Origin of the sequence: Pantoea wallisii (genome assembly GCF_002095485.1) — a bacterium.
GTDB classification, from domain to species: Bacteria; Pseudomonadota; Gammaproteobacteria; order Enterobacterales; family Enterobacteriaceae; genus Pantoea; species Pantoea wallisii.
Map to the genome: position 1 here is coordinate 13,290 of NZ_MLFS01000063.1, position 14,201 is coordinate 27,490.

A 14,201-nucleotide genomic window follows, 5' to 3' on the forward strand; every position below is an offset into this window, starting at 1 on the left:
ATGGCCGTGCTGCCCGTTCAGCGGCGAAACCGACCTCGCTGAACCACCTGTCCGAACTCTGCCTGCCGGTATAGCGCGCCCTGCCAGTCACGCTGCCGTCACGCCTCACTGCGACGAATGATGAAACACAAACAACAAAAAACGCGCATCGCTGCCACCCTCATTATGTTGTGCCTGCTGTTACTGGTGCATCGACCCTCCATCGCCACGCCGGAACAACCGCCGGAAACGCTGGAGCTGGTCCCGCGTACGCACGGGACGATAGCGCCCATGACGCTGTCGCCGGAGAAGCGCCGGCTGCTTAAAAAGCACGGTGCACTGGTGTTTGCCGCGTGGGGACGTGAAAAGCCGCCGGTGTTTGTGCGCTATCAATCCGGCGTGTTTGAAGGGGTCGCGGCGGATTACATTAAAACGCTGGGGGAGCTGCTCAACACGCCAGTGACGATCAAGCACTACGTAGATTTCAAAGCCGCCAGCGCCGCAGTGATGACCGGCAACGCGGACTTTCTGGCCTTCTATCACCCTGAAATGAAAGATGATGAGCACCTGCTGCTCTCGCTGCCGTGGCTGAACGACAACAATGTGTTGCTGCGCACCAGTTCAATGCCCGATCAGAGTGAGGAGCCCAGCGTCATCGGCTGGCTGGGCACGCCGCAAACGCTGCCGATGCTCCAGCAGCGCTATCCGCAGGCCACCTACCGCCAGTTCAGTTTCCCCAGTCAGGCCTTTACCGCGCTGCAGTTCGGTGAAATCGACCGGCTGTGGATCAACGCGGCGGCGGCAGATTACATGAAACACATGGGCATTGGCGGTATCTTTTCGAAAAGCGCTGATGAGGCCAGCAGCGACAACAGCCTCTATTTTGCTACCGGCGCGCAATCCCGCCCGCTGCTCGATCTGCTGGATGCCGCGCAGCTGGCGATGAGCCAGTCAACCCGGCTGCGCATTGCCGCCAACTGGGGGCTGGATGCTGTCTATCTTAGCCATCACACGCATCTGGCGATGAGTCAGGAGGAGCAGGCGTGGATCAAAACGCATCCGGTGGTCAATGTGGTGCAGCCAGCGCAGCTGCCTCCGCTCAGTTTTATCGATCGTAACAACCAGCCAAACGGTTATGCCTATGCGCTGCTGCCGTTAATTACCGAGCGCACCGGCCTGCGCTTCAACGTCGGGCAGAAGCGCGATCACGCTCCGGACATCACCGCCGCTGCGCTGCTGGCCGATGATGACAAAGTCTCGCGCGCCTATACTTTTTCACCCTGGGTGATGGTGAGTCAAAGCGCACCGGGCGAACTGCTGCTGGGTCAGGACTTTGCCGGGCAGCGTGTGATGGTAACAGGTGGCGTACGACAAAAAGCGCTGCTGGCTCAGCACTATCCTCAGATCAACTTCCTGCCACAGAGTTCACCGGAAGGGGCGCTGCAGGCGCTGTTGAACAAGGAGGTGCAGGCGGTGATCGTGCCGCAGGTCGTGGCGGATTATCTGCTGGTGCAAACGCGCTATACCACGCTGACCATAACCGAGACCTTGCAGGTGCCGCTGGCACGCATCGGTTTTGAGGCCAGCAGTAACGATCGCCTGTTAACCTCGATCCTGAACAAAGCGCTGGTGGATATCTCCCCGGCCATTCAGCAGCGTGAGCTGGCAACCTGGGAGCGCTACCGGCCCCACGAAACGATCAACTTCTGGAAGACCTGGCGAAAGGTCCTGATTGAGGGTTTGCTGGCCGTCATGCTGCTGGGGCTGCTGTTCTTTTTGCGTACGCACCATCTGAACCGCATTATCCAGCAGCGAAAAAAATATGAGATCCAGCTTAAAGATCAGCTGCAATTCATCCATACCCTGATAGATCAGTCGCCTGTAGCGCTGTTTGTGCGCGATAGCCAACTGAGAATGACGCACTGCAACCAGACCTATCTCTCATACCTGCACCGCACCAGCGATGAGGTTATGGGACGCGATTACGGTACCCCGCTGATTGGTAACGAAGCGCTGACGGAGAAACTGCGCCTGCAATACCATGAGATCCTGCAAAAAGGGCTGCCGCAGTTCTCTACCGAAGAGATCATGATTGAAGGCCAGCGCCAGCTCATCTATCTGTGGACGCTGCCGTATCGCGATCACGCCGGCAATACCAACGGCATCATTGGCGGCTTTATTGACGTAACCGAACGTGAGATGTTGCTGAACGAGTTGCAGAGCGCCCGCCAGCATGCTGACCGCGCTAACGCCTGCAAAAGCGAGTTCCTCGCCCAGATGAGCCACGAAATTCGTACGCCGATGAATGCGCTGGTGGGGCTGCTGGAGCTGGAAGTGCAGGGCGGCTCGACTGCGGTACAGCGGGAAGAGAACCTGCGCGTGGCGTGGCAGGCGTCACGCACTTTGCTGGCGCTGGTGGGCGATATTCTCGATCTGGCTAAAATCGAAGCCGGCAAAATCAGCCTCAACTTTATTCCGCTCTCACTGCGTGAGCTGGCCGGGTCGATTCACACGCTTTACCAGCAAAATGCTAAAGAGAAGCAGCTTGAATTTACCCTGACGCTGGAGCTGGAGCACGACTACATCCTGTGTGACGCTACCTTACTGAATCAGATCATCTCTAATCTGATCAGTAATGCCATCAAGTATACCTGGCAGGGAGGCATTGAGCTGGCGATTGGTGAATATGCCGATACGGAGGAGGGGCTGTCGCAATTTATTATTGAGGTGCGCGACAGCGGCGTCGGGCTGAACGAAGAGCAGCAGCGCGCCATATTCGAACCCTTTATTCAGGTAGATGAAGAGCAGCACGGCCAGATTGGCACCGGGCTGGGGTTAAGCATTTGCAATCGCCTGGCGACAATATTGGGTGGCTCGCTGACGCTGGAGAGCGAGCCGGATCAGGGCTCCACCTTTATCTTCAGCTTTAAAGCCGAACCCTGTGCCGGGCCTGAGCGTCCGCAGCGCCAGGCGCCAGAGGGCCAGCCCGAGCGTGAGCTCACCGTCATTATCGTGGATGATCATGCACCCAATCGCCTGCTGTTATCGCAGCAGATCACCTTTGCCGGCCACAAACCGGTGGTGATGGAGAACGGTTTTCAGGTGCTGGCGTACCTTAAAAATCCGCAGGCGCGGTGCGATCTGCTCATTACCGACTGCAACATGCCCCAGATGGATGGTTTTACGCTGGTGAAACGCGTGCGTCTGCTGGAGCAGCAGCAGGGGCTGTCCCCCCGGCCCATATTCGGCCTGACGGCGCTCTCAGCGGGTGAGGTCATCCGGCGCGGTAAAGATGCCGGTATGACGGGCTGTCTCTATAAACCAATCAAGCTGGATACGCTGCTGCAGTGTCTGGCCGAGGTGGCGGGAAACGCCTCGCTGCAGCAGCTCCAACAGCTGCCCAACTATGACACGCCGGTGCTGCCGCAGGATGATGCTTTTGCTGAGCTGACGCGCAGCATCATGCAAACCAACCATGCGGACTTTAAAGAGTTACAGGCTGCGGTGCAGGCGCGTAACGGTTTTATCGCTGAGCGCATGGCGCACCGCCTGCTGGGTAGCGCGCAGATCATTCAGTTTGACGCGCTCGTCAGCTGCTGCCGTCAGCTGGAGCAGTATGCCCAGCAGGGCGTATTCTCTGCCTGCGATACGCTGCTGCTGGAGTGTGAAGCCTTACTGGAGCAGGCGGGTCGCTGTTGTGAAAACATGCCATCCGCGCATCGTCATACCATGGGCTACTGAGTCCGGATGTCGCGCGCAGCCGGTGAAGCCCTTGCAGTTAGCATTATCCTGGTGTTCTATCAGCAATCAGCTGAATAACAATCAGGAGAGCAATCATGGATTTAGCACTGGTGACCGGCGGCAGTCGGGGGATCGGGCGTGCCACCGCGCTGCTGCTGGCGCAGGCGGGATACCGCGTAGCGATCAACTATCGCCAGCGCGCAGCGGAGGCGGCGCAGGTGGTGGCAGAGATTGAAGCTCAGGGCGGCAGCGCATTCGCTGTGCAGGCGGATATCGCGGAAGAGGCGCAGGTCGTGCGCATGTTTGAAGAGTTGGATCGGCACGGCACGCTGCGTGTGCTGGTCAATAACGCCGGCATTCTGTTTACCCAGTGCCGGGTAGAGGCGTTAACGGCAGAGCGGATTCAGCGCGTGTTCGCCACCAATGTCACCGGCAGCTTTATCTGCTGTCGCGAAGCGGTGAAGCGCATGAGCACGCAGCACGGCGGGCAGGGCGGCGCGATTGTTAACGTGTCATCAGCCGCGGCCCGTACCGGCTCGCCCAATGAGTACGTCGATTATGCGGCGTCAAAAGGGGCAATGGATACGCTAACTAAAGGATTATCGCTGGAAGTTGCCACCCAGGGGATTCGCGTTAACGGTGTGCGTCCCGGCCCGATCTACACCGATATGCATGCCGACGGCGGTGAGCCCGGGCGTGTGGATCGCGTGGCCAGCGGCATCCCGATGGGGCGTGGCGGTCAGCCCGATGAGATTGCGCAGGCGATAGTCTGGTTGGCGAGCGAGGCGGCCTCGTACGTAACCGGCACCATCATTGATGCCGCAGGCGGAAGATAATACCAGGCCGGCCCGGGCGCCGGCCTGTAAAGCACAAACTTATAATTTTTCGCCGTTGCTGGCGATCACCTGCTGATACCAGGCGAAACTCTTCTTCTTCGAGCGGGCAAACGTACCGCTGCCGTCATCGTTTTTATCCACGTGGATAAAACCGTAGCGCTTGCTGTACTGGCCGGTGGTAAACGACACGCAATCAATGCAGCCCCACGGCGTATAGCCAGCAGATCCACTCCATCCAGCGCCACCGCTTTTTTCATCTCCTGAATGTGCGCGCGCAGGTAGTCGATACGGTAGTCATCTTCAATCACGCCATCCGCATTCGGTTTATCAATGGCGCCGAAGCCGTTTTCAACAATGAACAGCGGCTTCTGATAACGCTCATACAGCACGTTCAGCACGTAGCGCAGGCCAACCGGATCGATCTGCCAGCCCCAGTCAGATGCTTTAACGTGCGGATTTGGCACCACGCCATCAAAGCCGGTAATCGGGTCATCCACGCCGCTGGCGTTAGTATCCACCGCGTTGCTCATGTAGTAGCTGAAACCAACATAGTCGCAGCAGCCCTGGCGCAGCGTCTCGGCATCGTCATCCTGCATCTCAATGTGATAACCCTTGCGCGCCCACTCTTTCAGGGTGTAAGCCGGGTAGGCGCCGCGCATCTGCACATCGCTGAACACGTAACGCTGATGCATCGCTTCCTGCGCGCGCATCACATCATCCGGGTGGCAGGAGAAGGGGTAGACCGGCACCATGGCGATCATGCAGCCAATCTGAAAGTCCGGATTGATCTCATGACCGCGCTTCACCACTTTGGCGCTGGCAACGAACTGGTGATGCATCACCTGATACAGGGTCTGCTCAGGTTTTTCATGTTCAGTGAACACCACGCCGGAGCAGCAGTAGCCAAACAGCGGATACTGCCAGTTGCGCTGGTTGTTGATCTCATTAAAGGTCATCCAGTACTTCACTTTGTGCTGATAGCGCGTCATGACGACCTCGCTAAAGCGCACAAAGAGGTTGATCACGTCACGATTAGCCCAGCCGCCGTAGGTTTTCACCAGGTGATAAGGCATCTCAAAATGCGACAGGGTGATAACTGGCTCGATGCCGTATTTCAGGAGTTCGTCGAACAGGTCGTCGTAGAACTGCAGGCCGGCTTCGTTGGGGTGCTGTTCATCGCCGTTCGGGAAGATGCGTGTCCAGGCAATGGAGGTGCGGAAACATTTGAACCCCATCTCGGCAAACAGCGCCACATCCTGTTTGTAGTGCGAGTAGAACTCCACCGCCTGATGGTTTGGATAGTGTTTGCCAGGCTGCACGCCATCGGTGATCTGGCGATCGACGCCATGCGCGCCGCCGGTGAGCACATCGGCAATGCTGACGCCTTTACCGCCCTGATCCCAACCGCCCTCAACCTGATGTGCGGCTACGGCGCCGCCCCAGAGAAACCCTTTTGGTAACTGCAATCCATCACTCATCGGCAAACCTCATCACACTGTGGGTGAAAACAGAACTGCCCGCAGTGTAACAAGCAAAGTGATAAAGTCACGTTATAACAGCGGCGTGAATATGTGATCTGTTACGGCAAGAAAACAGTGTGTTTTATACCGCGCTGGTACGGGCAATATAACGCCCCAGCGTTTCAAGAATATATAACACCGGCACCTGCGTGGTGATATCCAGCCGATCGCCCAGTTTCATTTGCGGCATATGGTAAGAGAGATTGAAATCAGCCATTTTCGCCAGCGAGCAGCTTTCATGATTGGTTATCGAGATGATTTTACAGTGATTCAGGCTAAACTGGCTGGCGAAGCGCAGAATCTCTTCCGTCTCGCCGGAGACCGAAAGAATAATCGCCAGCGCATTTTGCCGGGCGCTATTGCTTACCGGATAATAGGGATCGTCAATATGGTGGCTGAACTTGCCAATATTGGAGAAAAAGCGCGCGCCATATTTCCCCAGGCTGCCTGAGGTTCCCGCACCAATAAAATAGATTTGCTCCGCCTGAATAATTAACTGCGCCGCCGCCGCGATGTGCTGATCGAACTCCTCATTATTAATGCTTTTAAAAAAGCTCAGCATCTCCCCTGTACCGGAGGGCATAACCTGTGGCGCTGCCTGCTCCTGCGCCAGACGAAAGCGGATGCGGAATTCAGACCAGCCTTCACAGTGCATTTTGCGGCAGAAGCGCAACACCGTAGTTGTGGAGACGCCCGCCTGCGTGGCCAGTTCACGGATGGTCATATAACTGACGCTTTCCCGATGTTTAATGATGAAGTGATAGACCTGCATCTCCAGGTCATTCAGGCGGGATAAATCGCTGTGTGCGAACATGCGTGCGGCGCTCATCAGGTAAAAATGAACCGGCAGTGTAGCAGATTGGCGTCACGCCAGGTTGTCATACCCCTTCACACAATTATTTTAGCGTACATGTGTACTCTGAAATGGTTCTTCGCTACTCTGTTGAACAGAAAAAGCACAGTTGCCACCCCCGTTGTTCAGGAACCTCACGCTATGGTACAGAACCGAATGATCGCGCAGGGCTATTCACTGGCAGAAGAGATTGCCAACAGTATCAGCCACGGTATTGGCTGCCTTTTTGGTATTGTTGGTCTGGTGCTGCTGCTGACGCAGGCTATTGATATGCAAGCCAGTGCGACGGCCATTACCAGCTACAGCCTCTATGGCGGCAGCATGATTTTGCTGTTTCTCGCCTCTACGCTGTATCACGCCATTCCGCATGAGAAGGCCAAATACTGGCTGAAGAAATTCGATCACTGCGCCATCTATCTGCTGATCGCCGGCACTTATACGCCATTTCTGCTGGTGGGGCTGAAATCGCCGCTGGCGCAGGGGATGATGGTGGTGATCTGGAGCCTGGCGCTGGCGGGCATCATCTTTAAGCTGACCATCGCGCATCGCTTTAAAGTGTTGTCGCTGGTGACGTACCTGAGTATGGGCTGGCTGTCGCTGGTGGTGATCTATCAGCTGGCGATGACACTGTCGGCAGGGGGCGTCTGGCTGCTGGCAGCGGGCGGGATTGTCTATTCGCTCGGGGTGATTTTCTACGTCTCTCGCCGTATTCCTTATAACCACGCGATCTGGCATGGCTTTGTGCTGGGCGGCAGCGTACTGCACTTCTGCGCCATCTATTTTTATGTGATGTAGCCGTGGCGCGCCTGGCGGCCCTGTCGGGTCGCCACTACCACATCCATTATGTGCATCCATGTTGCCGTGGCTGAATAACCCATCTTTTCCGGTTTTGGTCGTGGCGACCCGTCAGGGCCGCCAGAACGTAGCGCTCGCGTTACGTTGTTCGAACCTCCGGCGAATCACTCCGCCAGCGAGTAGGGCAGCGGCTGAATCATCAGTTTCCCGCCTTCATCACCCTCTACGCGCAGCACGCTATCCGGCTCCAGATCGTTATTCATCACCACCTGCACCCACACGCTGCCGTCATCAAGCTGCACGCCGCTCAGCACCGTACCGGTGCGGCGCCACTTATCGCCCATTTGCAGCTCCAGCGAGCCGCCGGCTTCCGGCACTTTGCCGGCATTGCCAGCCAGCCAGTAGAGCGCACGCTTGTTAGCGCCGCGAAACTTCGCGCGTGCCACCATCTCCTGCCCGGTATAGCAGCCCTTCTTAAAGCTGATGGCGTCCAGCGCCTGCAGATTGGTCGCCTGCGGAATCAGCTGGGCGCTGGTGGCGCTGTCGATCACCGGAATACCCGCCGCGATGTCCAGCGCCAGCCACTGCATGCTGTCATTCAGCTGTGCTTCACCGGCCAGCTTCTCTTTTAACGCCGCAGCCTGCGCAGCCGTCGTCACCAGCAGGAAACGCTCGGCAGGCTGTTCAAACCACAGCAGCGTGCTGTCATCCTGCTGCACCACCGGCGTGGTGGCATCGGGCAGGGTCGCAAACAGGCTGGTCAGAGCCGCCCGCGCCTGGAAACCCGCCACGCCAAGCAGCACCGCATCGTCATCCGCTGCAATGGTAACTTTGGCAAAAATAGCGTATTTCTTCAGCTCGGCAATCTGCTGATCGCGCAGGTTGCGGCGCACCAGATAGGCATAACCTTCACCGCGATGAAACAGGCGCAAATTACTCCACATCTTCCCTTTGGCATCACAATGTGCCGCCGGACGGTGCTGCGTCGCATCCAGCGCGGCGACATCCAGCGTCAGCTGGCCTTGCAGATAGGAGGTGCTGTCTTTGCCCTGCACGGCAACCAGCGCCCACTCATCGAGCGACATCAGTGTTAAAGGCAGGCGCGCCGGCGCAGCAGGCTGGCGCGGCGGAAGGGTAAAAATCGGCATGTGTCCGTCCTGATTGATAAGGTTGATCCCGTGATTATGTTTCCAATGTTAAAAGAGCAGTGCGGCATTGCAACCTGTTTGCGGAATCTGGCGCACAAATCGCGTGATAACCCTGCAATGCGTAAAACTGCTGTGCGGCACAGCGCGCAGCATGCAGCACAGCCCCTGCAGTCTGTCTAAAAAGCAGGTACACTGAGCCCCACTGTTTTCAGCTGTGGAATAAGAGACATGGATATTCATGACAAAGCGCGTGTTCAGTGGGCGTGCCGTCGCGGCATGCTGGAGCTGGATGTCTCCATTATGCCGTTCTTTAAATATGAGTACGATTCACTGAGCGACAGCGATAAGCAGGTATTTATCGCGCTGTTAAAAAGTGACGATCCTGACCTGTTTAACTGGATGATGAATCACGGTGAGCCGGCCGACCCCGAGTTCAAACGCATGGTGAAACTGATTCAGCAGCGCAATCGTGAACGCGGTCCGGTGGCAATGTAATCTGCAGGCATCACGCAGCGCACGGGCGCTGAATGTGATGCTGTTTTTGCTGTGCGGCACGCTTTTGCTGAGCCTCAGCTGGCCTGTCGACTGGGCGTGGGGCCGTGCACCGCTGTTGCTGCTTATGCTGCTGGAGTGCTGGCGCAACGAGCGCCGGCTGGTGCGGCGTCAGGGCGTGCTGGCGCTGGATGAGAAGGGGCACTGGCACTGGCGTGGTGCGCGCTGGCAGCTGCAGCGTCAGGCGGACTGGCTGCCGTGGGGCGTGCTGCTGGTACTGCGGGGTGCACAGGGCCAGCGCTGGCGACTGTGGCTGATGCAGGATAACCTGCCCCCGCAGGCGTGGCGTGCGCTACGGGCTCATTGCGTGCTGCAAAACGACGGCGTGCCGCGTTAAAGCCGTTCGGCCGTTTCAGTCAGGATCTGTTCGCACCACTGCTCAACGCGCTCATCGCTCAGCTCGAACTGGTTAACGTCATCAAGCGCCAGCCCGACAAACTGCGTGCCATCAGCGGTCAGCGGCTTTTTGCTGGTAAACTCATAGCCGTCCAGCGGCCAGTATCCGACAAACTGCACGCCCATCGGTTGCAGCAGCTCATGCAGCATGCCCAGCGCATCAAGGAACCATTCGCTGTACTCAACCTGATCGCCCATACCATACAGCGCGACAATTTTGCCCTGCAGGTTCAGCGCGGGCAGTTGCTGCCACACCGCTTCCCAATCCTCCTGCAGCTCGCCGAAATCCCACGTTGGAATACCCAGGATCAGCAAATCGTACTGCTCCATCAGCGAGGGATCGTCATCTCTCAGATTGTGCAGTGTGACTAATTCTTCACCGATAAAGTCGCGGATCTTCTCCGCTGTCATCTCGGTATAACAGGTACTTGAGCCGTAAAACAGACCGATATTCATGCAGTTAATGCTCTGGCTGAAACTCACTTTGGCGCAATTGTACCAGATGACGGCCAGTTTCAGGCATAATGAGCACGATTTCACACGCGCGAGGGGATACGGTGCAGGACAGCGATCTGATCGAACAGTTTCTTGATGCGCTCTGGATTGAACGCAATCTGGCGCAGAACACGCTGGCGTCCTATCGTCAGGATCTGCAAACGCTCACCGCCTGGCTGCACCATCACGAACGCACGCTGTTAACGCTGGAGGCGCTCGATTTGCAGCAGTTCCTCGCAGAGCGCGTGGAGGGCGGCTATAAGGCCACCAGTTCGGCGCGCACTCTCAGTGCAATGCGCCGCCTGTTTCAGTACCTGTACCGTGAAAAGGTGCGCAGCGACGATCCCAGCGCGCTGCTCTCCGCCCCTAAACTGCCACAGCGACTGCCAAAAGACCTAACCGAGCAGCAGGTGGAACGCCTGTTACAGGCGCCGTCGGTTGACATCCCTCTGGAGCTGCGCGACAAAGCGATGCTGGAACTGCTTTACGCCACCGGTTTGCGCGTTTCTGAACTGACTGGATTGACCATCAGCGACGTCAGTTTGCGCCAGGGCGTGGTGCGGGTAATCGGTAAAGGCAACAAAGAGCGGTTAGTGCCATTAGGTGAAGAAGCGGTTTACTGGCTGGAGCACTATATGGAGCACGGCCGGCCGTGGCTGCTGAATGGGCAGACCATTGATGTGATGTTCCCGAGTAACCGCGCGCAGCAAATGACGCGTCAGACCTTCTGGCATCGTATCAAACACTATGCCACCCTTGCCGGTATCGATAGCGAAAAACTCTCGCCGCACGTGCTGCGTCACGCATTTGCGACACATTTACTGAACCACGGCGCGGATTTACGCGTCGTACAGATGTTGCTGGGCCATAGCGACCTCTCGACAACGCAAATTTATACGCACGTTGCCACTGAGCGCCTGCGTCAGTTACATCAACAGCATCATCCGCGCGCCTGAGCAGCGGCAACAAGGATCTCCGATGAAAAAACAGTTAACGATGCTGGCTTTGCTGGTCAGCAGCTTTTCCGGACTGGCTCATGCCGACGACAGCGCCATTCAGCAAGCGCTGAAAAAATTGGGCATGCAACAGGCCGAAATTCAGCCATCACCGTTGCCGGGAATGAAAACCGTCCTCACCGAGAGCGGCGTGCTGTACGTAACAGAAGACGGCAAACACATGATTCAGGGGCCACTTTATGACGTCAGCGGCGCGCAGCCGGTCAACGTGACGAACCAGCTGCTGGATAAGAAAGTCGCGGCGCTGGCCCCGGAGATGATTGTTTATAAAGCGCCGAAAGAGCAGCACGTTATCACCGTTTTCACCGACATTACCTGCGGCTACTGCCGCAAACTGCATGAGCAGATGGCCGACTACAACGCACTGGGGATCACCGTGCGTTACCTCGCCTTCCCGCGTGAAGGGCTGAACGGTCAGGTGGAGAAAGCGATGAGAGCCATCTGGTGCAGCGCCGATCGCAACAAAGCGTTCGATGCGGCCATGAAGGGCGATGCGCCGCAGATGGACGCGCCGGCAACCTGCAAAATTAATCTCGATCAGCACTACAAACTCGGCATCCTGTTCGGCATTCAGGGTACGCCAGCGATTCTCACCGATACCGGCATGATGATCCCTGGCTATCAGGGCCCGCAGGAGCTGAAGCAGGTGCTTGATGGTCAGAAGCGGGGTGGTTAAAACACCGTGATGCACTCTGTAGAACTGCGTCGGCGCGAAGCGCAGGCCGACGCAACATTACCCGCCGATCTGCCACCGCTGCTGCGCCGTCTCTATCTGCAGCGCGGTATTAAAGACGCCGCCGAGCTGGAGCGCGGTGCGAAATTTCTGCTGCCGTGGCAAACCCTTGGCGGTATTGATGACGCGGTCACCCTGCTGCATCAGATGCTGCAGGAGGGCAAACGCATCGTGGTCGTTGGCGATTTTGATGCTGACGGCGCCACCAGTACCGCGCTGACCGTGCTGGCGCTGCGCAGCATGGGCGGCAACATCGATTATCTGGTGCCAAACCGCTTTGAAGATGGCTACGGCCTGAGTCCGGAAGTGGTTGAGCAGGCCCGCGCACGCGGCGCGGAGATGATCCTGACTGTCGATAACGGTATCTCCTCCCATGCGGGCGTGGAGACCGCTCATCAGCACGGCATTCCGGTGCTGGTAACCGATCACCACCTGCCGGGTGACACGCTGCCGGCGGCGGAAGCGATTGTGAACCCTAACCTCAGCGACAGCGCCTTTCCGTCGCGCTCGCTGGCGGGCGTTGGCGTGGCGTTCTATCTGATGCTGGCGCTGCGGGCGCATCTGCGTCAGCAAAACTGGTTCAGCGAGGCGCGCCGCGAGCCCAACCTGGCCGAGCTGCTGGATCTGGTGGCGCTGGGCACGGTTGCCGACGTGGTACCGCTGGATGCCAATAACCGTATTCTGGTGTGGCAGGGGCTGAGTCGCATCCGTGCCGGCAAGTGCCGCGCCGGCATCCGCGCGCTGCTGGAGATAGCCAACCGCGATGCGCGCCAGCTGGCGGCCAGCGATCTGGCTTTGCCGTCGGGCCGCGCCTCAATGCGGCTGGCCGTCTTGATGATATGTCGGTGGGCGTGGCGCTGCTGCTGACCGAAGATATCGCGCAGGCGCGTATGCTGGCGAGTGAACTCGATGCGCTGAACCAGACGCGTAAAGAGATTGAGCAGGGCATGAAAAGCGAAGCGCTGGCGCTGTGTGATGAGCTGGAGCGCCAGCACAGCGATCTGCCGCTCGGGCTGGCGTTTTACCACCCGGAGTGGCATCAGGGCGTGGTGGGGATTCTCGCCTCACGACTGAAAGAGCGCTTCCACCGTCCGGTGATTGCCTTTGCACCCGCCGGTGACGGCACGCTGAAAGGCTCCGGTCGCTCGATTGCCGGCCTGCACCTGCGCGATGCGCTGGAGCGGCTGGACACGCTCTATCCTGGCCTGATGATCAAGTTTGGCGGCCACGCCATGGCGGCGGGCCTGTCGCTGGAAGCCGGGAAGTACGATCTGTTCCGCCAGCGGTTTGCCGCGCTGATTGATGAGTGGCTGGCTGGCGAAGCGCTGCAGGGCGTGATGTGGTCTGATGGCGAACTGCACGCGCAGGAGTTTACGCTGCACACGGCAGAGATGTTGCGCGAAGCCGGGCCGTGGGGCCAGGCATTCCCGGAACCGGTATTTGATGGTCAGTTCAAACTGCTGCAGCAGCGGCTGGTGGGCGAACGTCACCTGAAAGTGATGGTCGAGCCGCTTGGCGGCGGTCCGCTGCTGGATGGCATCGCCTTCAACGTGGATACCACGTTGTGGCCAGACAGCAGCGTGCGTCAGGTGCAGCTGGCCTACAAACTGGATATCAACGAGTACCGTGGCAACCGCTCGGTGCAGCTCATTATCGACCACATCTGGCCGCAGTAATCAGCGATCAGAAGCTCACGTCAACGCCGCCGCGCAGCACTTTCTCATCACCGTGCGCGGCCAGATGGCGATCGGCACGCAAGAACAGGCGTGCGCGTGCCGATTGCACCACATCAATGCGGGCACCCAACCACTGCGATTGGCGATCAAGCCGCATACCCGGAATGCTAAAGCGTTGCTGCTCATCGCCAAACCCGCTCCAGCGGGCGCTGACGTCCAGCGACGGATTGCGTAGTGCGTACTGATATTCACCGTACAGGCTCAGCATGCTCCACCAGCCCGCCGACCAGTTCTGACGGGCGCTCAGCCCCAGCCCGCCGTAGCCTACGCTGCGGCGATAGCGGTCACCCTCGCCGCGCAGCCCAAACGCGCTACCGCGATCGCTGAATCCGCCGGTCTGCAGACCGGTCTCACGCCAGCCGAGATAGGGTTCGAGGCGATAATCATCCGCGATTGTCCAG

Annotated in this window: 11 protein-coding genes and 2 pseudogenes; 8 read left to right on the plus strand and 5 right to left on the minus strand. The window is 58.2% G+C overall.

Going from position 1 to position 14,201, the window contains the following annotated elements; all coding sequences use genetic code 11:
- Positions 1 to 117 precede the first annotated feature (117 nt).
- Positions 118 to 3,720, plus strand: coding sequence for an ATP-binding protein (locus HA48_RS18335; protein WP_128602604.1), 3,603 nt, complete (start codon positions 118 to 120; stop codon positions 3,718 to 3,720).
- A gap of 95 nt (positions 3,721 to 3,815) precedes the next feature.
- On the plus strand, positions 3,816 to 4,556 hold the full coding sequence (locus tag HA48_RS18340) for an SDR family oxidoreductase (protein WP_128602605.1): 741 nt from the start codon (positions 3,816 to 3,818) through the stop codon (positions 4,554 to 4,556).
- Positions 4,557 to 4,595: 39 nt separating this feature from the next.
- Here HA48_RS18340 and HA48_RS18345 read toward each other — a convergent pair.
- Positions 4,596 to 6,022, minus strand: a pseudogene (locus tag HA48_RS18345) (6-phospho-beta-glucosidase).
- Between the two features lie 136 nt (positions 6,023 to 6,158).
- A complete protein-coding gene (locus HA48_RS18350; protein WP_128602606.1) occupies positions 6,159 to 6,890 on the minus strand; it encodes a MurR/RpiR family transcriptional regulator in 732 nt (243 codons plus the stop codon).
- A gap of 180 nt (positions 6,891 to 7,070) precedes the next feature.
- Between HA48_RS18350 and trhA the strand changes: the two genes are divergently transcribed.
- Complete coding sequence (trhA, locus tag HA48_RS18355) at positions 7,071 to 7,724, plus strand: PAQR family membrane homeostasis protein TrhA (protein WP_128602607.1); 654 nt, start codon at positions 7,071 to 7,073, stop codon at positions 7,722 to 7,724.
- Between the two features lie 164 nt (positions 7,725 to 7,888).
- Here the strand turns inward: trhA and ygfZ are convergent, their stop codons facing one another.
- Positions 7,889 to 8,872, minus strand: a complete 984-nt coding sequence (gene ygfZ / locus HA48_RS18360; protein WP_128602608.1) for a tRNA-modifying protein YgfZ — start codon at positions 8,870 to 8,872, stop codon at positions 7,889 to 7,891.
- 228 nt (positions 8,873 to 9,100) lie between these two features.
- Here ygfZ and sdhE point away from each other — a divergent pair, with 228 nt between their 5' ends.
- On the plus strand, positions 9,101 to 9,367 hold the full coding sequence (gene sdhE / locus HA48_RS18365; protein WP_128602609.1) for an FAD assembly factor SdhE: 267 nt from the start codon (positions 9,101 to 9,103) through the stop codon (positions 9,365 to 9,367).
- Positions 9,368 to 9,404: 37 nt separating this feature from the next.
- A complete protein-coding gene (locus HA48_RS18370; RefSeq protein WP_244182900.1) occupies positions 9,405 to 9,761 on the plus strand; it encodes a protein YgfX in 357 nt (118 codons plus the stop codon).
- On the opposite strand, the gene fldB is transcribed toward HA48_RS18370, so the two are convergent.
- Positions 9,758 to 10,276 carry a flavodoxin FldB gene (fldB, locus tag HA48_RS18375; protein ID WP_128602611.1) on the minus strand — a complete coding sequence of 173 codons (519 nt, stop codon included), beginning with the start codon at positions 10,274 to 10,276 and terminating at the stop codon, positions 9,758 to 9,760. The genes HA48_RS18370 and fldB overlap by 4 nt on opposite strands.
- Before the next feature lie 68 nt (positions 10,277 to 10,344).
- Here fldB and xerD point away from each other — a divergent pair, with 68 nt between their 5' ends.
- From xerD to recJ, 3 genes and pseudogenes are all read left to right on the plus strand, one after another.
- Positions 10,345 to 11,271 carry a site-specific tyrosine recombinase XerD gene (gene xerD, locus HA48_RS18380; RefSeq protein ID WP_128602612.1) on the plus strand — a complete coding sequence of 309 codons (927 nt, stop codon included), beginning with the start codon at positions 10,345 to 10,347 and terminating at the stop codon, positions 11,269 to 11,271.
- A 22-nt stretch (positions 11,272 to 11,293) separates the two neighbouring features.
- Positions 11,294 to 12,007 carry a bifunctional protein-disulfide isomerase/oxidoreductase DsbC gene (gene dsbC / locus HA48_RS18385; protein WP_128602613.1) on the plus strand — a complete coding sequence of 238 codons (714 nt, stop codon included), beginning with the start codon at positions 11,294 to 11,296 and terminating at the stop codon, positions 12,005 to 12,007.
- Between the two features lie 9 nt (positions 12,008 to 12,016).
- Positions 12,017 to 13,740 (plus strand): annotated as a pseudogene (recJ, locus tag HA48_RS18390) (single-stranded-DNA-specific exonuclease RecJ).
- Between the two features lie 7 nt (positions 13,741 to 13,747).
- Here recJ and HA48_RS18395 read toward each other — a convergent pair.
- Positions 13,748 to 14,201 (minus strand): autotransporter outer membrane beta-barrel domain-containing protein (locus HA48_RS18395; protein ID WP_128602614.1); only part of this gene is annotated, 454 nt, incomplete at its 5' end.